This is a genomic window from Nocardia sienata NBRC 100364, from assembly GCF_001613205.1.
In the GTDB taxonomy this organism is placed as follows: domain Bacteria; phylum Actinomycetota; class Actinomycetes; order Mycobacteriales; family Mycobacteriaceae; genus Nocardia; species Nocardia sienata.
The window spans coordinates 76819-102866 of the sequence record NZ_BDBX01000038.1; the positions used below are offsets into that span (position 1 = coordinate 76819).

25 protein-coding genes are annotated in these 26048 nt (G+C 67.7%); 11 read left to right on the top strand and 14 right to left on the bottom strand.

All coding sequences use genetic code 11. The features are described 5' to 3' along the window. The first annotated feature begins 585 nt into the window (after window positions 1–585). The 8 genes from NS4_RS20675 (at window position 586) to NS4_RS20710 (ending at window position 8937) form a co-directional block, all read left to right on the top strand. Window positions 586–2166 carry an ATP-binding protein gene (locus NS4_RS20675; protein ID WP_063061171.1) on the top strand — a complete coding sequence of 527 codons (1581 nt, stop codon included), beginning with the start codon at window positions 586–588 and terminating at the stop codon, window positions 2164–2166. After that, the gene (locus NS4_RS20680; protein WP_030521402.1) at window positions 2166–2600 is read left to right on the top strand and encodes a roadblock/LC7 domain-containing protein; all 435 of its coding nucleotides are present in this window, start codon (window positions 2166–2168) and stop codon (window positions 2598–2600) included. The genes NS4_RS20675 and NS4_RS20680 overlap by 1 nt, the downstream gene beginning before the upstream one ends. After that, on the top strand, window positions 2597–2944 hold the full coding sequence (locus NS4_RS20685) for a DUF742 domain-containing protein (protein WP_030521401.1): 348 nt from the start codon (window positions 2597–2599) through the stop codon (window positions 2942–2944). The genes NS4_RS20680 and NS4_RS20685 overlap by 4 nt, the downstream gene beginning before the upstream one ends. Beyond that, window positions 2919–3542 carry a GTP-binding protein gene (locus tag NS4_RS20690; protein WP_051164821.1) on the top strand — a complete coding sequence of 208 codons (624 nt, stop codon included), beginning with the start codon at window positions 2919–2921 and terminating at the stop codon, window positions 3540–3542. The genes NS4_RS20685 and NS4_RS20690 overlap by 26 nt, the downstream gene beginning before the upstream one ends. Further along, entirely contained in the window at window positions 3539–4810 is a 1272-nt protein-coding gene (locus tag NS4_RS20695; RefSeq protein ID WP_063061172.1) for a cytochrome P450, read from the top strand. Before NS4_RS20690 ends, NS4_RS20695 begins: the two co-directional genes overlap by 4 nt. Window positions 4811–4821: 11 nt before the next feature. Beyond that, window positions 4822–6039, top strand: coding sequence for a cytochrome P450 family protein (locus tag NS4_RS20700; RefSeq protein ID WP_063061173.1), 1218 nt, complete (start codon window positions 4822–4824; stop codon window positions 6037–6039). A 193-nt stretch (window positions 6040–6232) separates the two neighbouring features. Beyond that, window positions 6233–7447: a cytochrome P450 family protein gene (locus tag NS4_RS20705; protein ID WP_063061174.1), complete on the top strand. Its 1215-nt coding sequence runs from the start codon at window positions 6233–6235 to the stop codon at window positions 7445–7447. Between the two features lie 245 nt (window positions 7448–7692). After that, entirely contained in the window at window positions 7693–8937 is a 1245-nt protein-coding gene (locus NS4_RS20710) for a cytochrome P450 (RefSeq protein WP_063061175.1), read from the top strand. Between the two features lie 105 nt (window positions 8938–9042). Here NS4_RS20710 and NS4_RS20715 read toward each other — a convergent pair whose 3' ends face one another. From NS4_RS20715 to NS4_RS20745, 7 genes are all read right to left on the bottom strand, one after another. Next, on the bottom strand, window positions 9043–10035 hold the full coding sequence (locus tag NS4_RS20715) for an Acg family FMN-binding oxidoreductase (RefSeq protein ID WP_063061176.1): 993 nt from the start codon (window positions 10033–10035) through the stop codon (window positions 9043–9045). Window positions 10036–10103: 68 nt separating this feature from the next. After that, window positions 10104–11243 carry a DUF8176 domain-containing protein gene (locus NS4_RS20720; RefSeq protein ID WP_063061177.1) on the bottom strand — a complete coding sequence of 380 codons (1140 nt, stop codon included), beginning with the start codon at window positions 11241–11243 and terminating at the stop codon, window positions 10104–10106. Between the two features lie 112 nt (window positions 11244–11355). After that, window positions 11356–12108, bottom strand: a complete 753-nt coding sequence (locus NS4_RS20725) for a L,D-transpeptidase (protein WP_063061178.1) — start codon at window positions 12106–12108, stop codon at window positions 11356–11358. Window positions 12109–12227: 119 nt separating this feature from the next. Further along, on the bottom strand, window positions 12228–14339 hold the full coding sequence (locus NS4_RS20730) for an amylo-alpha-1,6-glucosidase (RefSeq protein WP_063061179.1): 2112 nt from the start codon (window positions 14337–14339) through the stop codon (window positions 12228–12230). Beyond that, window positions 14336–15487, bottom strand: a complete 1152-nt coding sequence (locus NS4_RS20735; RefSeq protein ID WP_245665595.1) for a glycosyltransferase family 4 protein — start codon at window positions 15485–15487, stop codon at window positions 14336–14338. Before NS4_RS20735 ends, NS4_RS20730 begins: the two co-directional genes overlap by 4 nt. Window positions 15488–15757: 270 nt before the next feature. After that, window positions 15758–16042, bottom strand: a complete 285-nt coding sequence (locus NS4_RS20740) for a hypothetical protein (protein WP_157106147.1) — start codon at window positions 16040–16042, stop codon at window positions 15758–15760. Window positions 16043–16261: 219 nt separating this feature from the next. Next, window positions 16262–16924, bottom strand: coding sequence for a cyclodeaminase/cyclohydrolase family protein (locus NS4_RS20745; protein ID WP_063061237.1), 663 nt, complete (start codon window positions 16922–16924; stop codon window positions 16262–16264). Between the two features lie 130 nt (window positions 16925–17054). Here NS4_RS20745 and NS4_RS20750 point away from each other — a divergent pair, with 130 nt between their 5' ends. After that, window positions 17055–18095, top strand: coding sequence for an LLM class F420-dependent oxidoreductase (locus tag NS4_RS20750; RefSeq protein WP_063061182.1), 1041 nt, complete (start codon window positions 17055–17057; stop codon window positions 18093–18095). Window positions 18096–18169: 74 nt separating this feature from the next. Here the strand turns inward: NS4_RS20750 and NS4_RS20755 are convergent, their stop codons facing one another. The 7 genes from NS4_RS20755 to mftR form a co-directional block, all read right to left on the bottom strand. Then, complete coding sequence (locus tag NS4_RS20755; RefSeq protein ID WP_030521387.1) at window positions 18170–18508, bottom strand: STAS domain-containing protein; 339 nt, start codon at window positions 18506–18508, stop codon at window positions 18170–18172. A gap of 46 nt (window positions 18509–18554) precedes the next feature. Next, window positions 18555–20876, bottom strand: a complete 2322-nt coding sequence (locus tag NS4_RS20760; protein WP_063061183.1) for a SpoIIE family protein phosphatase — start codon at window positions 20874–20876, stop codon at window positions 18555–18557. Window positions 20877–20892: 16 nt separating this feature from the next. Then, window positions 20893–21537 carry a SpoIIE family protein phosphatase gene (locus NS4_RS20765; RefSeq protein ID WP_084487548.1) on the bottom strand — a complete coding sequence of 215 codons (645 nt, stop codon included), beginning with the start codon at window positions 21535–21537 and terminating at the stop codon, window positions 20893–20895. Further along, window positions 21530–21955, bottom strand: coding sequence for an anti-sigma regulatory factor (locus tag NS4_RS20770; RefSeq protein WP_063061184.1), 426 nt, complete (start codon window positions 21953–21955; stop codon window positions 21530–21532). The genes NS4_RS20765 and NS4_RS20770 overlap by 8 nt, the downstream gene beginning before the upstream one ends. Next, complete coding sequence (locus tag NS4_RS20775) at window positions 21933–22322, bottom strand: STAS domain-containing protein (protein WP_030521383.1); 390 nt, start codon at window positions 22320–22322, stop codon at window positions 21933–21935. Before NS4_RS20775 ends, NS4_RS20770 begins: the two co-directional genes overlap by 23 nt. A gap of 12 nt (window positions 22323–22334) precedes the next feature. Further along, window positions 22335–23237: an STAS domain-containing protein gene (locus NS4_RS20780; protein ID WP_063061185.1), complete on the bottom strand. Its 903-nt coding sequence runs from the start codon at window positions 23235–23237 to the stop codon at window positions 22335–22337. Between the two features lie 117 nt (window positions 23238–23354). Then, window positions 23355–23972, bottom strand: coding sequence for a mycofactocin system transcriptional regulator MftR (mftR, locus tag NS4_RS20785; RefSeq protein ID WP_063061186.1), 618 nt, complete (start codon window positions 23970–23972; stop codon window positions 23355–23357). 129 nt (window positions 23973–24101) lie between these two features. Between mftR and mftE the strand changes: the two genes are divergently transcribed. Beyond that, window positions 24102–24803, top strand: coding sequence for a mycofactocin biosynthesis peptidyl-dipeptidase MftE (gene mftE, locus NS4_RS20790; protein ID WP_063061187.1), 702 nt, complete (start codon window positions 24102–24104; stop codon window positions 24801–24803). Next, on the top strand, window positions 24800–26017 hold the full coding sequence (mftD, locus tag NS4_RS20795; RefSeq protein ID WP_063061188.1) for a pre-mycofactocin synthase MftD: 1218 nt from the start codon (window positions 24800–24802) through the stop codon (window positions 26015–26017). Before mftE ends, mftD begins: the two co-directional genes overlap by 4 nt. The last annotated feature ends 31 nt before the right edge of the window (window positions 26018–26048 follow it).

Here is a 26048-nt window from a genome sequence, read left to right on the forward strand (position 1 = left end):
GGCATTTCGGCCGGGGGTGGGGCGCCTGATTCGAGTGGCCCCGGGCAGTATTGGACCTGTCTTGATATCAATTTTCCGGGCCCGCCGCCAATAACCGACCGGTCGGTCTGCTTCCGGTGCTCCGCCCCTGGTGATAGGGGATGCGATCACGGTGTGCGTTGGAGCACCCCCGGTCGCGCGCACCGTCCCCGAGGCACCCCGGGGTCGTGATCTTCACGGTCGCAATACCTTTCCGCATTCTGCGAGGTCGCGGCCCTATCACGGAAAGGTGACAATCGATTATCGGCCGTTATTGAGAGAGTTCACCACAATGCTGCTACTGTGATCGAGTCGTCGGGTTCCGGGCCATCGGAGGATGTGCTGCGATGGTCATCGATCGGCCGAATGACTTGTCCCTTAGTTACTTTCGGGTAGTCGAAAGTAACTAAGGGATATGTCACCGACCGTTACCGCGGTGCCCGGCACGGACCTCATCCGGCCAGGGGCGAACATGGTCGGCGTCGCGAGGAAGGCGAGACGAAGCGCCGTGGCCTGCCACGGCACCGCGTGGCGCGCCTCGAAGCCCCGTCAACGACGAGAAAGCTGATGAATCTGAATACCGCCGTGCTGCTTCCCTGGATACTCGCCCCCATATTGGTGCTCGGCGTGGCGTGGTACGCCGTTCGGGCTGTGCGAGACCAACAGAAACGACTCGATGTGCTCGAGCGGGAACTAGCCGTACGCGAGGATGCGCTCGAGCACCTCGCGGCCAGCACGTTGCCCGCCCTCTCGGAGTCCACCCGCCGGTTCGAGCAGACCTCCGTGGCACCCGAAGTGCCCCCGGGACTGGAGAACTCGCGCTTCGCCCAGTGCCTGCGCTGGATCGTCGACCGGGTCACCGAGGACCTGCGGACCGTCCAGAGCGAAACCCGCGAAGCCGTCACCCGGGAGATGGAGGAGCAGGTCCGTACCGCCGTCTCGGCCGCCGAACGCAATGTGCGCACCGAGGCCGACGCCGGCCGCGAACGCGCGGAAACCCTTGCCCGTGAGGCGACCAGCGCCGCGGTCCGCTCGTTCGGCACCTCCGTGGTGAGCCTGGGAGCCGACGTCTCCCAGGTCGTGAGCTCCGCGCTTCGCGAACACCGCGACGACCGCGTCTACGAGACCCTGATCCGTATCGACCACACCGTGCAGCAGATGATCCGCCAGGCGCAGTCCTACGTGATCGTCTGTGGTGGTCTGCCCGGCCGCCGCTGGCCCGCCCAGTCGCTCACCGACGTCGTCGGCGGCGCGACCGGTCGTGTCCGTGACTACCTGCGGGTGCGCCCGTCCCAGCTCGACCGCGTCGTCATCAGCCGTGCGGTGGAACCGCTGGTGCACACGCTGGCCTCGCTCATCGACAATGCGCTGCGCTACTCGCCGCCGACCTCCTTCGTGGACGTGTCCTTCCAGGAAGGTCATCACGGGGTGACCGTGATCGTCGACGACGCCGGCGTCCGGATGAACGCCGAGCAGATGGAAGAGGCCCGCCAGGTCCTGGCCAACGAACGCTCGATCGACATCCATCAGCTCGGCCCGGCCCCCAAGGTCGGCTTCCCCGGTATCGCCGCGCTCGCCCGCCGCTACGGGTTCACCGTCTACATCGACGGACCCAACGCCTACGGCGGTATGCGTGCCATGGTCTACATCCCGGAGGCACTGCTGGTCGCACCGAAGGGCAACCAGGACAACGACGCCGCGTCACCGGCCGGCGCCTCGGCGCCGCGCGAACTCGCCGCGGTCCCCGGCGGCCAGGCCTCGTCGATATCGGGAAGCTCCGGTAACGCTCTGGTCGGTAACGCCGTATCGTCCGGTATCGGAGCACATTCGGCGACGAGCACCGGCGCGCACGCCGCGATCCCGGTCGTGTCCGAGAGCTCCCGGCCTGTCGAGCGGACTTCGGCGGCAGGTGGCATCGACGAGACCGAGAGCGAGCAGCGTACGACAGTCCACGACATCACCAGCGGCGGTCTGCCCCGGCGTCGGCGCCGTGCCGCGGCCGTCCCTGATGACATCAACGATCGCGTGTCCGGACAGGACAGGACCGAACCAGGGCAGCCCCGCCCCGACATCGCCGCTGCCTGGCAGAGCGGCTCCAAGAGCGGCCGTGCCGCCGCATCCGAACACACCGAAGGGATGACATCCTGATGGGTTCACCGAGGACAGTGGTATCCGACAGCACCAACAAATTGGGCTGGTTACTGGACGATCTCGAGGTTCCCGGCGTCCGATTCGCCGTCCTGTTGTCCGAGGACGGGCTGCGCATCGCCCATTCGGCGGGTATCGCGAAAGACGATGCCGAGCGCTTCGCCGCCGCCGCCTCCGGCCTGCGTTCGCTCGGTAAAGCGCTCGGCGAGTTCTGTGGTAGCAACGGAAACGATGTGCGGCAGAACATGACCGAATACGACCAGGGCATGATCATGATCACCGCGGCGGGCGAGGGCGCGCTCCTGGGTGTGGCGACCATGACCGATATCGATGTGGGCCTGATCGCCCACCGGATGAACGAGCTCGCCGGCCGGGTCGGCCACGAGCTCGGGAGCGAACCTCGCAGAGGCGCACACGGCGGCGATCTGCAATGAGCCGGTCGCGGCGTGATCCAGACCTGGTCCGCGCGTATGTGCGGACCGGCGGACGCTCCCGTCCGACCCGTGAGCTCGGCCTGGTCACCCTGGTCGTCGCCGTCGGAGATCCGGCGCCGGGCTCCACACCGGATGCGCGCCGGGTGGTCGATGTCTGCGCCCGCGGCGCCCTGTCGATCGCGGAGGTCGCCGCCTATCTCGACCTCCCACCGTCGGTGGTGACGATCGTCGTGTCCGACCTGCTGGACAGCGGACATCTCAATATCCCGACCCCGGCGGAAATAATGCCGGAGATCGCCCTGCTCGAGGAGGTACTCAATGGGCTCCGTGCTCTCCCGGCCTGATCGGTCCGCGGAATACGGCCGCGCGGTCGACTATGTGCCGGAGACGGTGACCCGATCGGTGAAATTGCTGGTAGCCGGTAATTTCGGCGTCGGCAAGACCACCTTCGTGAGCAGTATTTCCGAGATCAAACCGCTGCGTACCGAGGAGACCATCACCGAGGCCAGCGTCGGTATCGACGATCTCGGCGGGCTGGGATCGAAAACGCAGACCACGGTCGCGATGGACTTCGGTCGTATCACACTCAACCCCGAACTGGCCCTGTACCTTTTCGGTACACCGGGTCAGCAGCGGTTCATTCCGTTGTGGGAGGAACTGGCCAAGGGCGCACTCGGTGCCCTGGTCCTGGTGGACACCCGGCGTATCGAGAAGGCCGACGAGGTACTGGCCGTACTCGAGGAACGCGGTGTGCCGTACGCGGTCGGGGTGAACGAGTTCGAGGGTTCGAACCGCTTCCCGCTGTCGGAAGTGCGCGAGGCACTCGACCTGACCGATGACACTCCGCTCATCGCCCTCGATGCCCGTGATCGGCGCACCTGCCTGCAGTCGCTGATCACGCTCGTCGAATTCTTGTTCCACCGATTGGAGTCTCGTCTTTGACCTCGCAGTTCTCTCCGGTTTCCCAGCAACAACCTCCGTTCGCCGGCTGCCCGGTCGTTCACGGAGACCCCACCGGAGGTGTCGGCGACCGATTCAACCTCTTCACCGAAGAGTTTGCCGGTGATCCGCATCGCGCCTATGCCGCGATGCGGAGCCGGTACGGATCGCTGGTTCCCATCGATCTGGCCCCGGACGTGCCGGCCACCCTGGTCATCGGCTACGACGCGGCCGTGCGGATCCTGAACGATCCCGACCGGTTTCCGGCCGATCCGCGTACCTGGCAGACGAGTATCCCGCCCGATTCGCCGATCAAGCCGATGATGGAGTGGTACCCGAACGCCCTGCGCAACAGCGGCGAGCTGCATCAGCGCTACCGCCAGGCGTATGTGCACGCGATCGACGGGATCGACCTGCACGAACTGCACCAGACCGTGGAGAAGATCGCCGTTCCGCTGATCAACTCCTTCTGCGAGACGGGCAAAGCCGACCTCGTCACGCAGTACGCGTTTCCGCTGGTGTTCGAGGTGATCAACCAGATGGTCGGTTGCTCACTGGAACTGGGCGAGCGGGTCGCCAACGGGATGGCCGCGTTGTTCGACACGGTGAACGCCGAATGGGGGATGAACCATCTCAGTGAAGCGCTGATGGAGCTCGTCTTCATCAAGCGTTCCGATCCGGCCGACGACGTCACCTCCCGGCTCGTGCACCATCCGGCGAAACTCGACGACGAGGAGCTGCTCTCCAATCTGATCAGCTTCTACGGCGCCGGGGTGGAGCCGCAGCAGAACCTGATCAACAACACACTGCTGCTGATGATGACCGACGAGCGCTTCGGCGGAAGCATGCTCGGCGGTGCGCTGTCCACCCGCGACGCGCTGGACGAGGTGTTGTTCAACGACCCGCCGATGGCCAACTTCTGCACCACCTATCCGCGGCAGCCGATTCTCGTGGAGAACACCTGGTTGCCCGCCCACCAGCCGGTGGTGATCAGCCTGTCCGCGTGCAACAACGATCCGGCGATCCGGGGCGCCGACCACACGGGCAACCGCTCCCATCTGGCCTGGAGTATCGGACCACACGCATGCCCCGCGCAGTCGCCGGCGTTCGTGGTGGTCCAAGGGGCGATCGACCTGCTGCTCGACGCGCTGCCCGAACTGGAACTCGGGGTGGCACCCGAAGAGCTCGTCTGGCGTCCCGGTCCGTTCCACCGGGCGCTGGCCGCACTGCCGGTCGTTTTCCCGCCCTCTCCGCCGTTGCAACTCGTATAAGGAGACAGTCGTTGGAACGCCAACCCATCGTCCTGGATATGGCCGGTGCCGATACCCAAGGGGAAGCGGCGAGGTTGCGTGCCCAGGGTCCCGCCGCGCTGATCGAGTTGCCGGGTAACGTGCCCGCGTGGTCGGTCACCGACGCGACGGTCCTGAAAAGTCTGCTGGCCGATCCGCGGGTATCCAAGGATCCGCGCCAGCATTGGGCGGCGTTCGTGAACGGTGAGATCACCGAGGACTGGCCGCTGCTGCCCTGGATCGCGGTGGAGAACATGTTCACCGCCTACGGAGCAGACCATCGTCGGCTGCGTCGGCTGGTCTCCCCGGCGTTCACCCACCGGCGGACCGCGGCGCTGCGCCCGCGCGTGGAAGCGCTCGTCGCCGATCTGCTCGACCGGCTGGCCGCCGTGCCCGCGGGCCAGGTCGTCGACCTGCGCGAAGGCTACGCCTATCCCGTGCCGATCCAGGTGATCACCGAACTGCTGGGGGTACCGGAAACCCTCGGCGCGGGTCTGCGCGTCTGTGTGGACCGGTACTTCGACACCACGATCGATCAGGCGGGGGCGCAGGCCAACTTCGTCGAGATGTACGGTCTGGTGACCGAACTGGTCGCCTATCGGCGCGACAATCCCGGTGACGACATCACCAGCGTGATGATCAGCAGTCGCGACGAGGACGGTTCGCAGCTCACCGAGAAGCAGATCGTCGAAACCCTGATGCTCGTCATCAATGCCGGTCACGAGACGACGGTCAACCTCCTCGATCAGGCCATCGTCGCACTGCTCACCCATCCGGAGCAGCGCGCGGCCGCCCTGGCCGGTGCGGTGAGCTGGTCGGAGGTGGTGGAGGAAACCCTGCGTTACCAGGCTCCGGTGGCGCATCTGCCGCTGCGGTACGCCGTGGAGGACATCGAGATCGAGGGACTGCGGATCGGCAAGGGCGAAGCCATCCTGGCCTCCTACGCCGCGGCCGGCCGCGACCCGAAGATCCACGGCGCCACCGCCGATATCTTCGACGTGACCCGGTCGGTCAAGGATCATGTGTCCTTCGGCCACGGGGCGCACCACTGCATCGGTGCGCCGCTGGCCCGGATGGAGGGCGAGCTGGCGCTGCCCGCACTGTTCCGGAGGTTCCCGGATATCCGGCTGGCCGTCGAGGTCTCCGAACTGAAGCCGGTGGTGAGCTTCGTTTCCAACGGTCACCAGGAATTGCCTGTGTACCTGGGCTGAAGCCGGTAGCGTAAAAGGTTCTGGTTACTACAACTTCATGCTGATGGCTCGTCGCGGACGTCGCTGAGCGAGATGTATGGGTCGGCGGATAGGTCTGCGAAAACGCACTATTCGCCGATTCATACGAACCTCGGAGTGTGATGTCTTGACCACAGCACAACATGATCAGTACCGCGTTTCCGATCCACGCTGGATGATCCACGGCTCCCCGGTGGATTCCGTCGGCCCCTACGTTCCCCTGTATTCAGAGGAGTTCGCCGCCGATCCGCACAAGGTGTACCGGGAGATGCGGCAGCGTTTCGGGTCGCTGGCTCCGGTGGAGCTGGCCCCGGGCGTACCGGCCACCCTGGTGATCGGCTATCACACCGCCCTGCGAATTCTGAACGACCCGGACCATTTTCCCGCCGACCCCCGGGTGTGGGAGCGCGGCGTCCCCGCGGACTGCCCGGTCCTGCCCATGATGGAATACCGGCCCAATCCGCTGCGCACCGTAGGGCAGGAGCGGGTCCGCTACCGGTCGGCCGCGGTCTCGGCGATCGGCGAGATCGACCTGCACGAATTGCGTTCCACCATCGAGCAGATCTCGGTCACGCTGATCAACTCGTTCTGTGGCGACGGCTACTGCGATGTGGTCGGGCAGTACGCCTCCCCGCTGATCTTCGCCACTCTCAACGCCATGCTCGGCTGCCCGCCCGAACTCGGGCACCGTGCGGCAAGCGGCCTGGCGGCCATGTTCGACACGGTCGACGCGGCCGAGGGCAACGCCACCCAGGCCGATGCGCTGCTGGAACTGGCCCGGCTGAAACGGGTCCAGCCCGGTGACGACATCACCACCCGGCTGGTCCGGCATCCGGTGCAGTTGAGCGACGAGGAGACCCGGCAGCAGCTGGCGCTGTTGTACGGCGCGGGCACCGAGCCGCCGCAGAACCTGATCGTGAACACGCTGCTGCTGATTCTGACCGATGAGCGATTCGCGGCCGAGGTGCTCGACGGAAGCCTCTCCACGCGCGACGCGCTGGACGAGGTGCTGTTCAACGATCCGCCGATGGCCAACTACTGCATCAGTTATCCGCGGCAGCCGATCCTGATCGACGGGATCTGGTTACCGGCGCACCAGCCGGTAGTGATCAGCATGACAGCCTGCAACAACGATCCCGTGATCAAAACCGACGGGCCGAACTACAACCGGTCGCATCTGGCATTCAGTGTGGGCCAGCACAGCTGCCCGGCCCGCTCGGTGGCTCTGCTGGTGGTTCAGGACGCCATCGATCAGCTGCTGGACGCGGTGCCGGAAATGCGGCTCGCGGTGCCGCGTACGGAGTTGCGCTGGCGGCCCGGGCCGTTCCATCGAGCGCTGGTAGCGCTGCCGGTCACCTTCCCGGAGAGTCCGCCGATCCGGATAGGGTGACCCGACGACCGTGGTCCCCGCCCGCGTGTTCCGGCGATCCCACCCGGCCGGGGCCGGACCACGGAGCCGGGCCGGTGTGCGTGCCGAGCCGCGGGCCGGGCGGGGCCACGGTCATCGGGCGGGTCGGACCATGGTGCGGGGCTGCGAAACTCGTTCGCGTATGGAAGGTTCGAGGTAGAGTCGCGAATTCAGCCCCCGCGGTCGGCAGGCCGGCCGCAGACCACAGCCGCAGGAACCAGCAGACGTTGAATATCGATAGCGACCTTCTGTCGGCCGTAGCGCCGATAGATTTCGACGGCCCACGTATCCCTCTGTACTCCGCGGAGTACGCCGCCGATCCACACCGGGTGTACCGGGAAATGCGACAGCGTTTCGGGTCGCTGGTGCCGGTGGAGCTGGCCCCGGGCGTGCCCGCCACCCTGGTGATCGGCTATCACACCGCCCTGCGAATTCTGAACGACCCGGACCATTTCCCGGCCGATCCGCGAATGTGGGAACGCAATATCCCGGCCGACTCACCGATCCGGCCGATGATGGAGTGGCGGCCCAACCCTCTCCGCAGTGCCGGTCGTGACCATGTGCGATATCGGTCGGCGGCCGCGTCGGCACTGAACCAGATCGACCTGCACCGGCTGCACCAGACTGTGGAAGCCCATGCGATTCCGCTGATCAACTCGTTCTGCGCGGACGGTCATTGCGATGTGATCAGCCAGTTCGCGCTCCCGCTGATCTTCGCCACGCTCAACGAATTGATCGGCTGTTCGCCCGAAATCGGGCAACGCGCGGCTACCGGGATGGCGGCGATGTTCGATACGGTCGATGCCGCGGCGGGCAGCCGGATGCTGTCCGAGGCGTTGCTGGAACTGACCCGCCTCAAACGGGCCGAACCGGGCGCCGATGTGACCAGCCGGCTGGTGGAGCACTCGGCGAATCTGGACGACGAGGAAATGATCCACCAGCTCGTGACGCTCTACGGCGCGGGTATCGAGCCGACGCAGAATCTGATCGTGAACACGCTGCTGCTGATGCTGACCGACGAACGGTTCGCGGCAGGCGTCCTGGACGGGAGCCTGTCCACCCGGGACGCGCTGGACGAGGTGCTGTTCAACGATCCGCCGATGGCCAACTATTGCATCAGTTATCCGCGGCAACCGATCCTCATCGAGGACGTGTGGTTGCCCGCACATCAACCGGTGCTGATCAGTATGGCCGGCTGCAATAACGATCCGGCCATCCGCACCGGCGACTTCACCGACAACCGGTCCCATCTGGCATTCGGCACCGGCCCACACGCCTGTCCTATCCGTCCGGGGGCCCTGCTGATCGTGCAGGACGCGATCGATCAACTGCTGGACGCGCTTCCGGAGCTGGAATTGGCGGTACCTCCCCACGAGTTGCGCTGGCGGCCCGGGCCGTTCAACCGGTCGTTGGTATCGCTTCCGGTTACCTTCCCCAAGAGCCCGCCGATCAGTGTGGCCGGCATTCGGTAGTTCGCCGATCGAACAAGCAGTACCCGGTGCGCTACGCGGTCGAGGTTCTGGCGCTCGGCGGCGCCGAGATCGCGAAGGGCGAGGCCGTGCTCGCGATTATGCCGGTCAGGCGGTGCGGTGCAGTTCCAGGAAATCGGCGACAGTACGCCGCGGTGTCGGGGGTTGGGCCGCCGCGGTGGGCGCGATGCCCACCCGAACCACGACTTGCGGAATCGCGGGCTCGGGGAGCAGGGTCGCAATGGCGCGCCGACTCACCGGAACCTCGGTGATATGGGTCAGTGGGCAGGTCGACAGCCCGGCGACTGTGCAGTCCAGCAGCACCGCGGACAGGGCCTCCCCGGCCCGCAGCCAGTCCAGGGGACTGTCGGTTGCCGAACCGAGCACCAGCAGCCGCGAGGCATCGGTCAGCTCACCGCGCCGTAGCGAGGGCGGCGCGGTGGGAAAGGCGCGGCCCACCCCGACCTGCGCCGCTTCCGCCGCCGAGACCAGTGCGGAGATCGGCACCCCGTCGGCGGGGGAGTTGTTGCCCGCCCACCAGTGCAACTCGTTCAGGTATTGCGGGTCGTATTCGCGCAGCGCGGCCGATCGAGCCGACGCGGCGGCCAGGCGGAGCCGGGCGGAATCGCCCAGCACCTCGAGCTGGGTCCGGCGGGCACCGGCCGCCGCGCGCAGGCCCGGCTCGATCCGGTCCCAGTCGCGGGGCGGCAGCATCGGCAGCCGGTCGGTGTAGCGCCGCTCGATGGCCGTGGCGCGGGCCCGGGCGGTGTCGGAGACCTCGGTGGCCGGAGCGAAGCCGACGGTGGCGAGGTGGTCGGGCGCGGTATCGGGCAGCCGGATCACCTCGGTGTCCCAGCCCGCCGCCGCGAATGCGATCCGGGTGTGGTCGAGGATGGCCCCGCAGCTGATGGTCAGTTGTCTGCCCTGCGGGTCGGCCGAGAAAAGCTGCCGGCTGGTATCGCGGTGCAGATGCAACCGATGACCGTCGAACACCCAGCGCCACGGTTGCGTATTGTGCACCGACGGCGCGCGTCGGGCCAGGGACAACGCGGCCTGAACTGTCGGATGATCGGGCACCCGGGCCGTACCGATGGCGTCCATCTTCCGAGTCTGCGCCTCGCGAGCGCGCCGGGCCACCTCGTCCGCCGATCCGGGCCGAATCGTGGCACTCAGGGCATGGGGCCGATACCGGTGATCAAGGTCCGGTCACCGATTCGCATCGTCGTGACCAGTTGCGGGTTGTATCCCAGCGGCGCCGATCCGGGCCGGTATTCGGTGACGGTGACGGTGTACTGGCCGACGAACGCGCCGGGAGCGATCCGGACGCAGTAGGTGGTCCCCTCCGGGATGGTGTCGATACCGCGCTGGATATCGGCGGCCGGCGGGACGGCGGCGTCCCCCGCGACCAGCGCGCGGGCCTGCTCCCCGGAGCGTGCGACGTAGTAGGCGTGCTGGAACCCGAAAATGGCCGAGGGCCCCGAATCGGTGCCGCCCGCTTCGTTGCCCTGCACGGTATTGCCGACCCGCTCGGCCACGCAGTGCGGGTCGGCGCCGGGTGCGGCGGGCACCGTAGCGCTGGGTGCCGCTGCGGTGGGGGCGCGCGGTTCGTCGCCGCCGATGACCGCGAACTGCACATATGCGGCAGCGCCGAGGGCCGCGACCCCCGCGACCCCCAGCAGCACCGGAAGCGCCCGGCTCCGGGCGGAGGTTGCGGCCGTGGCCTGGGCCGGCGCCGAGGTGGGGGGCCCGGGTGGGGTCAGCCGCCGACGCAGGCGTTCCCGGGCGCCCGCGGCGGAGGTGTCCGTGGTGGGCGCCTCCGGTTCGGCCCGGGTCACGCCGGTGGTGCCGGCGGCCTCGGGCGGTTGTTCGGTGGTAGGCAACGGGATCGCATCGGAATTCTCCGGCGCAACGCCTTCGGGTTCGGGCACGTCGGCGCTCGCCCGGGCGACCCAGTCCGACCACGAGCCCTCGTAGCGGGCATTGCCGCTGTCCCATCCAGGCAGCCGGAGCACCGGTATGGGTTCGGTCGGCATCGAATCGGCCGGTACCGCCGGGTCGGCCGGATCGCCGTAGTGCGGGCGGTACAGGTCGGCGTGCCGGTCGTACGGATCCGGGTCCGTGGCTGTGGGGGTGGGTGGCGGGTACGGGTCCCGTCGGCCGGGTGGCCGGGTGTTGTGGTCCGGAGAACCGGGGTCCGGGGGCGCGTATCCCGAGCCGGGTGGGGTGTGCGAGTCCGGCTCCCGGGGTGGGTCGGTGTTGTCCCGGGGGTACTGTTCCCCGCCGGTGGGACCCGAGGGCGGTCGGTCCATGGCGCGGCCCCCTTCATCGGTTCACGACGCGCGATCGCTCTTCATTGTTCTAGTGGATCGGCGACCGGACCGCAGCGTGGGGTCGGGCGCCGGGCGCACCGGGCGCGCCCGATCACCAGTGGATGTTCACCGGATCGCCGATACCGACGTTCTCGTAGTACCACGAGGCGTCGTGGGGAGCCAGATTGATACACCCGTGGCTCACATTGGAGTTGCCCTGCTGATCGACCGACCAGGGCGCGGAATGGACGAAGACACCGCCCCAGGTGAGTCGCTCGGCCCACTCTCCGTCGATCAGGTAGCCCTCCGGGGAGTCCAGCGGGATCCCGATGGTCCGGGAATCGAAAATGATGTTGCGGAACTTCTCCAGCACCGGGTAGGTGCCGGTGGGCGTCTCGAAACCGGGCTTGCCCATGGACGCGGGCATGATGCGCACCACCACGCCGCCCATGCTGACGGTGAAGGTGTGGGTGGACATGTTCGCGTCGGCGATCACCCCGCCGTTGGTCTGGAACTGAGTGCGGTGGTCACCGAAATTCACGGTGAGCGTGCTGTTCGCCGGCAGATATCCGGTGGGTGTCCAGGTCAGTTCCCGGTCACCGCGCCAGGTGTAGGTTCCGGGCAGCCGATCGCCGGCGGTGACCGACAGCGACTGTTGGGCCCGGCCCCGATCGGTGACCGCGTCGGCGAACCGGACGGTGACCGGGTGGGCGATGCCGACGAGAGCGCCGTCGGAGGGCGTCAGTGAGGCCACGGGCGCCGGGCCGGGCGGAGCGATCGTCATGGCGTTCGCCCCGGCGGGGGCGACGGCCAGCGAGAATGCGATCGCGATCGCTAGAAAAAGGTGCCGGGCAACGATATTCATGGTTCCACCCCTTACGGACGACTGGTGGACAAACGTCCATCCTAAGGGGCCATGATCAACCCAACCACCCAAGATATCGTCCCGGCACCCGTTCGGGATGTAGACACACCGCGTGATTGCTATTCGGTGACGAGTTCCCAGTCGTCGGGCAGCCCGTGGACGTGCATGGTGGAGCCTTCGGCGTGGATGCTCACCGTGGCAGAACCCAGTCGCAGGTCGGTCAGACCCACCTTGCCCCATTCCCGGGGCAACTGGGGGGTCACCCGCAGGACACGATTCGGTACACACGGCGACAATCCGAGGAAAGACCGCACCAGCAGCAGCGGCGCCGCGCTCGCCCACGCCTGCGGGGAGCAGGAGGTGGGGTAGGGCACCGGCGAGCGGAACTCGGTCCGGGCGAAGCCGCAGAACAGTTCCGGCAGCCTGCCGCCGAAGTCGTTGGCCGCGTCGAGCAGGCCGGTGGTGAGGCGCTCGGCCAGGTCGGAGGCGCCGGCGATATGCCGGTAACGCAGCAGGCCGGCCACCGCGATCGCGGTGTCGTGCGGCCACACCGAGCCGTTGTGATAGCTCATCGGGTTGTAGGCGCCCATTCCGGCGGCGAGGGTACGCAGGCCGAACCCGCTGTCCATACACCCATCGGCCAGCCGTTCGATGAGTTCGGCGGCGCGCTCGTCGGACACGATGCCGGTCCACAGGCATTGGGCGGCATTGCTGGTCAGCGCGTCGACCTGGTTCTTCTGGCCGTCCAGGGCCACGGCGTACCAGCCGTTCTTGGCGACCCAGAACGCCTCGTCGAACCGGTCCTTGAGATTTTCGGCCTGCTCCCGCAGCCGCGCGGCGGTGCCGGTATCGCCGAAATGATCGGCGAGCTGGGCACGGGCCAGCCGCGCCGCGTACACATAGCCCTGTACCTCGCACAACGCGATGGACGGTTCGGCCAGATGGCCGGTTGCGTCGTTGATCGCGTCGAAACTGTCCTTCCAGCCCTGGTTGCTCAGGCCTCGATCGGTTTTACGGCGGTATTCGACGAACCCGTCGCCGTCGGCGTCGCCGTACTCATCGATCCAGGCCAGGGCCGCGTCGGCGGCCGGGAGCAGTTCGCGGACGACCTGGTCGTCCGCGCCCCAGCGCCAGCATTCGGCGAGCAGCATCACGAACAGCGGTGTCGCGTCGACCGAACCGTAGTAGACCGTCCCGCCGAGTACTTGGCCGCTGGCCGGGCCGTGCCGCATCTCGTGCATGATGCGCCCGGGTTCTTCCTCGGTGATCGGGTTGACCTTCTTGCCCTGCAGATCCGCCAGCCGACGCAAGGTGCCGACCGCGAGCGCGGAATCCAGTGGCAGCGCCATCCACGAGGTGAGCAGGCTGTCCCGGCCGAACAAGGCCATGAACCACGGGGCGCCGGCTGCCACATACGCCGGCGCGCCGTCGGTGCTGCCGTCGATGCGCAGCGCGCCGAGATCGCCCTCGGTGCGCTGCAGGACCTCCGACAGGGCCGGATCGGTCGCGGTGAGGTCGGTGGCGGTGGCACGCCACGCCTTCAACCGGCTGATCGGGCTGTCCTCGTTGTCGCCGAACGCCATCTGCACCCGGCGGTGCGACATGACCGGCTGGGCCAGGATCTCGGTATCCCAGCGGCCTCGGGCCGGCACCACCACCTGCCAGGTGATGGTGCCGGGCAGCATGACCGCTCCGGCGGTGGCGCTGATCGTCAGGCCGCGTCCGGGTTCGGCATGGTCGGTCAGGTGCAGATCGCCGTCGACGGCGTTGTGTTCGGCCCCGCCGCCGTGGTTACGGCCCTCTTTGACCGCGAACAGGTCGGCGAAATCGGAATCGACGAACAGGGTGATGGTCATCGCCGTGTCCTCGTGCCCGAGGTTGTGCACGGCGATCTTCTCCTTGAGCCCGTTGCCGATGAGGCGCCGGCGTACCACCAGCACGGTGCTGTCGGCGACGCCGGCGCGCGGGGGTTTGCGCAGGATGAACCGGGCTTTGAAGGCCTCCGGCGTGAGCACCGTGAGGTGTTCGGCCGGTTGCCCGTCCAGCCGCAGCTCCCACCGGGATATCACCCGGGAGTCCCGGTAGAACAGGCCCTGTGAAGTGCCGGAATGGATATCGCCGAGGGGGTCGGACAAGCAGAAGGTGCTCGCCTCGACCAGGGTCACCGTCCCCCCGCCGCCATTGATGGCGGCGGGCTGGCCGGAGTTGAGAATTCTCGGCGGTGCGTTCATGCCCTACTCCATACCGGTGTCGTGCCGGCGTCGGCGCGTATCTCGGGTACCGGAGAGCGGCGCGTACCGACGGCGGTCAATGCCTGGCTCCTGCTGTGGGCTTCGTCCCACGCATCGAGTATGCGGTAATAGGCCGTCTCGTACCCGGCACCCAGCTGATCCACGCCGAAATAATCTTCGACGCGGCGCCGGCAGGCGTGCGGGTCCAGTTCGCCGGCGCGGGCGATGGCCGCGGGCAATTCGTCGGGGTGATCGCAGATGAAGCCGGTGACGCCGTGCTCGATCACTTCCTCGACCGCGCCCCCGCGCAGCGCCACCACCGGAGTGCCGCAGGCCATGGCCTCGATCATCACGATGCCGAACGGCTCCTCCCACCGGATGGGGAACAGCAGGCAGCGGGCGCCCGCGAGCAGTTCCCGTTTGGCGACCGCGTCGGCTTCCCCGAAGACGTGGTCGGAATCGGTGAGCAGGGGTTGGATCTCCTGGGCGAAGAACGCCTTCTCGGGCGGCTCGTTGCATTTACCGGCGAGGATCAGCTTGATCCCGGCCTCGTGCGCGGCGCGCAACGCCAGATGCGGGCCCTTGTAGGAGGCGTAACGGCCGAGGAACAGCGCGTAGTCCTGTTTCTCGGTCCGGAAGGGCCATTCGCTGGGCCGCAGCGCATTGTGCACCCGGCCGATCCAGTTGAAACTCGGCGCCAGTTCACGCTGCCGATCGCTGATCGCGATGAGGCGGGTGTGTTCGTCGAGGGCGCCGTAGTACTCCCACATATCGTTGTCGACCGGCCCGTGCACGGTAACCGCGGTCGGAATGCCCAGCGCCTCGTAGGCGGGGGCGTTCAACGGGCCGGCGAAAGTATGGTCATGGATGATATCGATATGCCGGGAGCGGGCCAGTTTCTCCACCACACGCCGCACCTTGAGCGCATTGACCACTTCCGGGAAGGGATCGCCCAGCCGTTCGGCCTGCGTACTCTCCCAGACCGGGACGAATTCCGCTTCGGTTCCCGGCTTTCCGGCGCCCAGCAGCGTCACCCGGTGACCGCGCGCGATCAGGGTGTCGGCGAGTTCGGCGACCACGGCCTCGACGCCGCCGTAACCGGCCGGCGGAACATCGAAATAGGGCGGGGCCACCAACACGATGTTCAGCGGGTGGTGCCGGCCGTTACCACCGAACCGGGCGCGCCGCGGTTTTCGCGCCGGAGTATCCGATTCGGATTCCGCATTCGTGAATATGGTGCTCAACTCTTCCTCCTCTACTGGTGGCCGCGCGGCATACGCCAATCGCCACCCGGCCAATGGGTGGAGCTGCTAGAGAACCATTCGTTGCGAGTTCGGTACCGCTATCGAAAGCGCGCCGGAATACCGGGCGCCGGAAAGAGGCGTGACGGGTCGCCGTTTCCACCCGTCACGCGGGAATCAATCGCCGTAGTGCGCGGCCCGCCCGGGCGAAATGCCGAATGTGGGACGATCCGGGGCGGCCGAAGCGATGGCCAAGGTGAGACGGGCCCGTCTGCGGACCTGGCATTCGGGAGAACAGAGCCGGTGGATATCGTGTGCGCGCCGGGCCTGGCCGAGCGTCAACACTCCTGGATCCGCCGAACAGTCGGCGATATTGGATACGACTCCGTGTTCGGTGATGACATCGATACCTGGGTCGGGGAGTTCCGCCGCGACCGGAGCCGATGTGTACCCGATCCTCACCGTTACCTCCTGCACTCGTCGAGCTGGGGCAAACAGTTCCCCGGCCGCCGGTGCCCCGCCGGCCGGTCTAGCTGCTCGAGCCTGGGTCGAGCGGTGGAGCAGTGTGAATATCAGGAACGAAGCCCATTCTACGCGTGCTCCGTTCTGCACTTGATCTCGAATAATCCCAGTTCGGCATAAACCTGGTTAATTTCGCGCGTGCTGATATGTGTACCCGAATCACCCGCCGCGAACCGCACGAAGTACCTCTTGGTGCAGTGTTTCGGCGCGGCCGGTGATTTCCTCGATCCGCGCCAGCGTCTCGGTGAAAGCGGTGGTGTGTTCCTCCGGAAGCGAGACGACATTGATCTCGATATTGAGTTGGGAGGTCACCGCGGCGGCCCGGGCCGCCGCGGCGGCCGCGCCGATATCGGTAACCACGTTCGGATTTCCGATCGGCAGCAATTCGATTGCCAGGGCGAGGATTTGGTCGGCGGCGTCGATCACCGCGGCGGGGACCCGGGCCGCCTCCAGTAGCGCTTCGTGGATTGCCGCCGTCCGGGCGGCGGCTTCGCTGTCGGTGCTCTTGGGCAGCTTGTAGGCGGCGCCGACGGCGGTGAAGGCCTCGGCGTCGGCGTCGGCCAGCGTCAGTGCGCGCTCGCGGGCGATATCGGCGGCCGCGACGATGCGGTCGATCGCCGGCCGATGGTCGGCGTCCTTGGCCCGGGTGGTGTAGCGCGCGACCATGGCGACCAGTGCGGCTGCCTGCGCGGCGTGCAGCGCGGCCACCGCGCCGCCACCCGGGGCCGGTACCTTCGCCGCGAGTTCGCCCAGGTAGTCACCGATCGGTGAACCCGCGAAACCGCTGGCGGTGTGCTGTGGCGATTGGGTGGGCTCCGACACGATTCGGCCTTTCTCGATCATAATTGCCAGCAGTTTGCTGCACTGTTCGCTGCGCTATCGGGTTCAACCTACCGCGTCGACCGGCGTGGCCGGTGCGTGGCCACCCCGTAGCCGGGATTATGTTGAGGGCATGCGGATCGGATTGAGCATCAACTACTCGGGTGGTTTCACCGAGGCGGCGGCCGAAGTGGCCGATCTGGAGCGCGCCGGACTCGACATCGTGTTCGTGCCCGAGGCGTACTCCTTCGACGCGGTGAGCGCCCTGGGCTATCTCGCCGCCAAGACCTCCCGGTTGCAGCTGGCGTCGGGGATTCTGCAGCTCTACACCCGGACGCCCACGCTGACCGCGATGACCGCGGCGGGTCTGGATTTCGTCTCCGACGGCCGGTTCGTGCTCGGCCTGGGCGCCTCCGGTCCCCAGGTCATCGAGGGATTCCACGGGGTGCCCTATGATGCGCCGATCGGACGGACCCGCGAACTCGTGGAGATCTGCCGCAAGGTCTGGCGCCGGGAACGGCTGGACTACCAGGGCAAGTACTACCAGATCCCGCTCCCGGAAGGGACCGGCACCGGTCTGGGCAAACCGCTGAAGCTGATCAATCATCCAGTACGCGAACGTATTCCGGTGCTGCTCGCGGCGCTGGGCCCCAAGAACGTGGCACTGGCCGCGGAGGTCGCCGAGGGCTGGCAGCCGATCTTCTTCCTGCCCGAACGCGCCGAGGCCGTCTTCGGTGACGCCTTGCGTACCGGAAAGGACCGGCGCGATCCGGAACTCGGCCCGCTCGATATCTACGCCGGTCCGGCCCTGGCCATCGGGGAGGACGTGGAACCGCTCCTCGGATTCGTGAAACCCATGCTGGCGCTCTACATAGGTGGAATGGGTGCCAAAGGCAAGAACTTCTACCACACCCTCGCCACCCGTTACGGTTACGGCGCGGAGGCCGACCGGATCCAGGAACTGTACCTGGCGGGCAAGAAAGACGAAGCGACACAGGTGGTTCCGGATGCGCTGGTCCGCGATATCTCGCTGATCGGGCCGGCCGGATATGTGAAGGAACGGGTCGCCGCATTCGCCGAAGCGGGGGTCACGGTGCTCAATGTCGCGCCGCTGGCCGCGACACCGGCCGACCGGGTCAAGCTGATCGAACAGTTCCGCGCGATCTGCGACTGATCCCGCAGACGGAAGCGGCTCGGGCCGGGCCGGCGGAACGTTCCGCCGGCCCGGCCCGAGCCGTTACCTGCGATTCAGCCCGCCCGGAAGCCGGCCAGTGCCGCATCCAGTGTCGTGTGCAGGGCGAAGACCTGGTCCAGGGCGGTCATCTTGAGCTGCCGGCTGGTGGCGGGTCCATCGGCCACCAGGGCGATGGTGGTCTTGTCACCGGCCCGCTGATGGGCGGCGACCAGCGCGGCCATCCCGGCCGATGCCAGGAAGCTCACGGCGGCCAGGTCGACGACCAGGCCGGCCGGCTCGGCGTCGAGGGCGGCGTCGATCGCGGTCTCCAGGGCAGGAGCCGTGGCGAGGTCGACCTCCCCGGTCACCGTGAGCACGGTGACACCGTCGTGGTCGGCGACCGAGGTCGTCATCGTATCCGTGAGCGGGTTCGCGTCTGGAGGAGTATTGGTCACATCTTCACAATCTGCCATGAGTCTCTCGATCTCGCTGCATCGTATCCCCGCCGGGCCGTTTTCCGGTCCCGCGCAGGGCGCTGGCCACCGGGAACGTGATCGCCGGAAGCGTGACCGACATCCGTACCCGGGTTCCGGGCCCCAGGTGGTGATCTATCTCGAGTTCTTCGGTGAGCGCCCGCATCATATCGATGCCGCGACCTCGCGGTCCCGGATCGGCCGGACGCGGACGCCAGGTCCCGGTGTCGGTGGTCTCGATGACCACCCGGTCGCCGACGCATTCGGCGGTGAGCACCACCCGTTCGGCGTCACCGCCGCCGTTGCGATAGGCGTGTTCGATACTGTTGCTGCACGCCTCGTTGGTGGCGGCCACCAGGTCCGAGGTGAGGTTGTGCGGTACCGCCGCGGACGACAGCCATGCTGTCAGCGTACGACGCAGCATGGCCAGCCGGTCCGGGCGGGCCGGTACATCGAGCCGGAGCGGGGCGGGCGGCTGCCGGTAGACCACCATGGCGATATCGTCGTCGTAGCCGCCTTCGGGCCGCAGCGCCGACAGCACCGAGTCGGCTACCTGGCGCGGTAACTTCTCGGCGGTGTCGGCCAAGACGGTGGCGATCTTGGTGAATCCCTCGTCGATATCCTCACCGCGGCGTTCCACCAGGCCGTCGGTGAACAACACCAGGGTCGATCCGGGCGGCAGTGGGGTGGTGGCCTCCGGGCGGCGCGGGGTTTCGAAGGTCGCCAGCGGCACCGACCGGCCGCCCTCGAGCATCCGCCCGGTCTTGTCCACATCGGCCAGGATCGGCGGCATATGGCCCGCGTTGCTGTACCGCACCAGCCCGCGCACCGGATCCAGCACCGCGGCGCAGACGGTGGTGCACAGCGCCCCCGGAATCCGGGCCGCCACCGGGTCGAGTTCGGTGAGCAGCTGCGCCGGTCCGGCGCCGCGCAGCAGCAGCGCCCGGGCGGCGGTACGCAACTGGCCCATCACCACGGCCGCGGACAGACCACGGCCCACACAGTCGCCGACCACCACGCCGATGGTGCCGTCGGGCAGCGGTACCACGTCGTACCAGTCGCCGCCGATCTCGAGCGGCGGCAGGGCCGGTTCGTAGTGCACCGAGAACCGCGGCGGGAGTTCGATGGGGCCCAGCATGGCGCGCTGCAGGGTCAGCGAGGTGGAACGCGCCTGATCGAAGTTGCGAGCCCGCTGGACGGCCAGGCTCAGATGCCCGATGAGCAGCGAGAACAGTGTCCAGTCGGCGGCATCGACGACTCGCGGGACGGCGAAGCGCAGCCATAGCGCGGCATCGCTCTTCTCGCCGAGCGGCGCCACGATGCCCTGCGCGCTGCCCGCGCCTTCCGGGACAGCGATGAGCGTGCGACCGGGCCGGACGCGGGCGCGTTTGAGGATCGCCTCTGTCGCCGGTTCGAGCCGGGAACCGCCTGCGGCGGCCGGGGGATTACCGGAAATGTAGACCTCCGGCGCGGTGAGACCGGTCCAGACCGCCACCACCGCGGTCTCCGCGCCGACCGTGCGCCGCAACTCGTCCAGCCCCACCTCGAGAACCTCGGCGACCGTGGTGGCCGCGGCCAGTGCGGTCGCCAGCCGGTTCGCGGCCTGGTCGCGGGCCTGGGCGTCGTGTTCGGCGGTGACATCGCGGACGGTGCCGACAAAGATGTGCTCCTCGCCGTCGGGCTTGACCAGCGCGCTGGTACTCACCGCGATCCAGCGGCGGCGGCCGTCCCGATGCTGGATCGGGACCACGAAACGGGACGCCTCGGTGCCCAGATCGGGATAGCGTGGGCCCTCCGGGATCGACCAGGGATGCGGCAGCGGATAGGGCACGCCGACCGCACCGTAGCCGGTGAGTTCGCCGAACGCCTTGTTCACCTCGATGATGGTGCCGCGGGCATCGGCGACGAAGAACCCGTCCTGCAGCGATTCGACCAGGGCGGTACGGAACTCGTCGCGCCCGGCCAGATCGTCGGCCCGGGAGCGCTGCTGCTCGTACCGGCGGGTGCCGTCCAGGTAGCCGCGGGTGGCGACATCCAGCGTGATCAGGGTCTGCAGCAGAAATTCGAGCGCGTCCTCGGCGAGCGGATTCTCCACGCGGCCCGCGTCCTGCGACCCGGCCGTCTCGGCCTGTACCTGTTTCACGACCCGGAAGTGGTGCTCGGTGAGATCGAGCAGGCTGATGCCCTCGACCAGCGCCCGGCGGCCCAGCTCGTGCCCTTCGGCCAGGCCGTCGCCCTCCGGGTCGGCGAGATGGCGGCGCAATGCGTCGGCGTAGGCGTCCAGGAACGCCGCGAGCACGGCGCTCATGGCCGGCCTCGCCGGATCACGACGCTTCTCGCTGGGCGGTTCCGTTCGGTACGCCCCGTGCCCGCGCCGCGAGCACCAGGGCGTCGTCGGTGTCCTTGGCGTGCCGGCTCAGGAGCTCTTGGGCGATATCGGCGGTGGATTTCGCGAGATCCACACCCTGGCCCGGCTCCGCCTCCACCCCGTCGGTGGACATCAGCAGCAGATCGCCCGGCCGCAGCGCAACGGTCTGCGGTTGCAAGGTGGACGGCAGGCGATATCCGACGATCCCCCCGCTCTGTAACGCGGTGGCGCTGACCTGCGGCCCGGTGGGGCCCGCGGTCAGCACGATCGAGTCGATATTTCCGACACCCAGCCACTGCGTTTCCTCCGCGCCGAACAAAGCCAGGGTGACCGCGGCGCCACGAGTATCGGACATGGCCCGATGGCACAGCACCATCAGCACGTCCAGTGGCTCGGCGCGGTTCTCGGCGAGCACCCGGGTCGCGCGGTCCACCGCGGCGGCCGCGGCCGCTCCGTGGCCGAGACCGTCGAGTACCGCGAACAATACGGTGCCGGTACCGGTGTCCAGGACGACACACCGATCCCCGGACACATCCTGTCCGGGGAGGGGGCGGCCGGCCATCGCCCATTCGATCCGGCCGATGTACCCGTCCTCATGCACCGTGGGGTACCCACTTCCACATCTCCACCAAAGTGCCTCGGCCGGGCGTGGATTCGATGGCCATACCGTCCATCAGCCGTTTGGCACCGGGGAGACCGAGCCCCAGGCCCAGACCGGTCGAATAGCCGTCCTCCATGGCCCGGGCGATATCGATGATGCCGGGGCCCTGGTCCTTGGCCTGGACCACCAGGGCGCGGCGGCCGTCGCGCTCGTCGACCTGCAGCCGGATCTCGCCGCTACCGGCGTAACTGGTGATATTCCGCGCGACCTCCGAGATCGCCGTGGAGATCATGGTCCGGTCGGTGAGTGTGAAGCCGAGTTCCTCGGCCAGCTCACGCCCGGCCTGACGTGCGGTCACGATGTCGTTCGACATCTTCACCGCGATAACCACCTGTTCAGCGGGCACTGTCACGACCATCTCGGTGCTGGCGTCGCGAAGCCTTGTGGTTCAGCCAGGCCAAGCCCTCCTCGAGATCCAGTGCGGTGTGCATGTCCTCGAAGGTGAGGCCGAGCTGCACCATGGCGAACGCGACCTCGGGTTGCAGGCCCACGATGACGGTTTCGGCACCGCGCAGCTGGGTCATGTGCGCGATGGTGCGCAGGGATCTGGCCGCGAAGGAATCCATCACATCGATGGCTGTCACGTCGACGATGATGCCCTGCGCGCGGTATTTGCTGACCTGCTTCATCAGATCGTCCTGTAACCGCTCGGTGTCGGCATCGGTCAGCGCCGACTGCACCGACGCGATCAGATAGGTGCCCTGTTTGAGTATCGGTACTGGCATGGTGGTTTCCGGTCAGCGCGAATCGCGTTCGCTGCGCTCGGTCACTCTGGACACTTCGTAGCCCAGTAACCGCTCCGCTTCCTCGATACCGCCCTGCAGATCGCCGACCGCGTTCATCTTCGACAGGTCCAGACCGATGGTGACCAGTGTCAGCGCGATCTCCGAGGACAAGCCGGTCATGATGACGCTGGCGCCCATCAAACCCGACGCGTCGACCGTCTGGACCAGGTGGTTGGCCACCGTGGAGTCGATATCGGGCACACCGGTGATATCGATGACCACGACCTTGGCGCGATTGTTGCGGATGGCACGAAGGAGTTGTTCGGTGAGCTGCCGGGCCCGCTGGCTGTCCAGTACGCCGATTATCGGCAGGATCAGCAGTTGTTCGCGCACCTGCAGCACGGGGGTGGACAGCTCGCGGATCGCTTCCTGCTGCTGCCGGATGACGCGCTCGCGTTCCTGCACGAATGAAATCGCCACCGTGTTGGCGATTCGGTTCGCCGCCGGTTCGTAGGCATCGAGCACTGCGTTGAGGAGGTCGAAATTGGACTGGTACTTCTCGAACAGCGAGCGGGCCAGCACATCGCGCAGCAGCAGCACCATGCCGAGAACCTCGTCGGTTTCGACGCCCCTGGGAATGATGCGTTCGGACAGGTCGCGGGCATAGGCCTGCAGCGCCTCGACGCTACCGGTTTCGAGAACTTCGACGTAATTGTCGTACACCGACGTCGCCTCGGAGAAGACCTCGTCCGGCGTCATCGCGGTCAGCAGGCGGGCCTCGGTGATCCGGCGAGCCCACTCCTCACGGAGCGCGGTGCGGTTCTGGCGCAGATGCTCGACGAGCTGTGGGAGCAGATTATCGACGGCTCCCGCTGCCAATGAGTCCGCCGAAAGGCCCATGGACACCTCGGACATGTAACTTGTGCCCCTTTCGACGGCGGTCGGGTACATCATAGATTTTCCGGCGGTCGTGCCGATACCGAGCCTAGTCATACCCTCGCGCCCATACTGGCGAAACCTGCCGGTCCGGTTCTACCGCGCCGATGTGAGCGGAGTCGCGCCGGGGGTGGTGAAACCCTGTTCCAACGCTGCCAGCGCCCGATCGAGGTACACAGTGAGGTCCGCGTCCGCGCGGGCCAGCCACGCGTCGAAGGCCGCCCGGGCGGCGGCCAGCGTGGTGCGGCCGACCGCCATCGGCAGGAGCGAATCGGCGGGCTCCCCGAGCCGGCCTGCGGCGAACTCGCCCACCGCCCGCTCCCACGCGTCGTAATGGGTACCGGCGGTGGCGGCCAGCGCCGGTACGTCGGCCACCAGTTTCATCCGCGTGCGCAACTCCGGGACGTCCTCGGCGCGGTAGCGGTTGGCGTTCACCACTACCCGCCGGACCGCCGCCATCATGGGTTCGGCGTCGGGCACGGTGGCGAACGCGGCACGGAGCGCGGTGACCTCGTCGTCGAACGAGTACCAGAGCACCTCCGCCTTCCCCGGGAAGTAACGGAAGAAGGTGCGACCGCTGATCCCGGCCGCGGCGGCGATCTGCTCCACGGTGGTCTCGTCGAAGCCCTGCTCGCTGAACAACCGCATCGCGATCAGCTCGAGCTCGCGTTTGGTGGTTCCCCGCGGGCGCCCGCGGGAGTGCTGTGGTGTCACGCGGTAATACTGCGCTGCTGCCACGGTGTTCGGGGACGGTACCCCTCTGTTTTCCCGGGTCGTACTCTGCGGGCCATTCCCGAACGCGAATCTATTGATTATGTCAGTGACTGACGTTAATCTCGGCGCATGAAGGTGGCGGACCTCACATCGCCCGACGTGGCCGCGTTGCGCGCGGCCGCGCCGGTGCTGCTGGTGCCGGTGGGCGCGACCGAGCAGCACGGACCGCATCTGCCGCTGTCCACCGACACCGATCTCGCCGCCGCGCTGTGCGCCGGTGCGGCCGCGCGCTGTCCCGAAGTGCTCGTCGCCCCCGCGATCGCCTACGGCGCCAGCGGTGAGCACGCCGGATTCCCCGGCACGCTGTCGATCGGGCTGGCGGCCCTGGAACTGCTGATCGTGGAACTGTGCCGTTCCGCGACCGCTACCTTCGAGCGGATCGTGCTGGTCAACGGGCACGGCGGCAATATCGAGGCCTTACGCCGGGCAGTGGACCTGCTGCGGCGCGAATCCCGCGATATCCGGCTCTTCCTACCGCGCCACGACGGCGACGCGCACGCCGGACGGACCGAAACCTCGCTGCAGCTGGCACTCGACCCGGACCGCGTCCGCGCCGAACGCGCCGAACCCGGTGACACCCGGCCGCTCGCCGAAATCCTGCCGCGGCTGCGGGCCGGCGGGGTCGCGGCGGTGAGCGCCAACGGTGTACTCGGCGATCCCACCGGTGCCACCGCGGCCGAGGGCGCCCGACTGCTCGACCTGCTCATCTCCCAGTTGTACGACCAGATCCGGCAGTGGTGGCCGGAACCAGTGGAAAGGATCCGACCATGAATCCGTGGTTCGAAACCGTCGCCGAGGCGCATCGGCGGGCGAGGAAACGGTTGCCGAAATCGGTGTACGGCGCGCTGGTGGCCGGTTCGGAACGTGGGCTGACCATCGACGACAACCAGGCCGCCTTCGGTGAACTCGGGTTCGCGCCGCATGTCGCCGGACCCATCGGCGAACGCGACCAGTCCACCACCGTGCTGGGGCAGCCGATCTCCATGCCGGTGATCATCTCACCTACCGGCGTGCAGGCCGTACATCCCGACGGTGAGGTCGCGGTGGCCCGGGCCGCGGCGGCTCGTGGCACCGCCATGGGGCTCTCCTCGTTCGCCAGCAAATCGGTCGAGGAGGTCGTCGCCGCCAACCCGGCCACGTTCTTCCAGCTCTACTGGTGCGGCAGCAAGGACGATATCGCCGGGCGGATGGCGCGCGCGAAGGCCGCGGGCGCGGTGGGTCTGATCCTCACCCTCGACTGGTCGTTCTCGCACGGCCGCGACTGGGGCAGCCCGGTGATCCCGGAGAAACTGGACCTCAAGACGATGGCGAGTTTCGCACCGCAGGTGGTGGCGAAACCGCGGTGGCTGACCCGCTACCTGAAGTCGGGCTCGCTGCCCGATCTCACCGCGCCCAATATGGCGCTGGGTGAGGCGCCCGCGCCGGGCTTCTTCGGCGCCTACGGGGAGTGGATGGGTACGCCCCCGCCGGACTGGGCCGATGTCGCCTGGGTCTGCGAACAGTGGGACGGGCCGGTCATGCTGAAAGGCGTGATGCGGGTGGACGACGCGCGGCGCGCGGTCGATGCCGGTGTGGCCGCCATCTCGGTGTCCAACCACGGCGGGAACAACCTCGACGGCACCCCTGCCTCCATCCGCGCTCTTCCGGTGGTGGCGGACGCGGTGGGCCACGAGATCGAGATCCTGCTCGACGGCGGGATCCGCCGCGGCAGCGATGTGGTCAAGGCCGTGGCGCTCGGGGCGCGGGCGGTGATGATCGGCCGCGCGTACCTGTGGGGCCTGGCGGCCAACGGTCAGGCCGGGGTGGAGAACGTGCTCGATATCCTGCGTGGCGGAATCGATTCCGCGCTGCTCGGGCTGCGCAAGACCGCGATCACCGACCTGGACCGGTCCGATATCGTCATCCCGGAGGGGTTCGAGCGCCGGTTGGGCGTCGACGCGTCGGCGCAGCTCCGGCTTCCGGAATCGGCCTCGGAAGCGGTGTAGCGCGGTCGCCGTGCGGGTTTCGTAGTCCGGT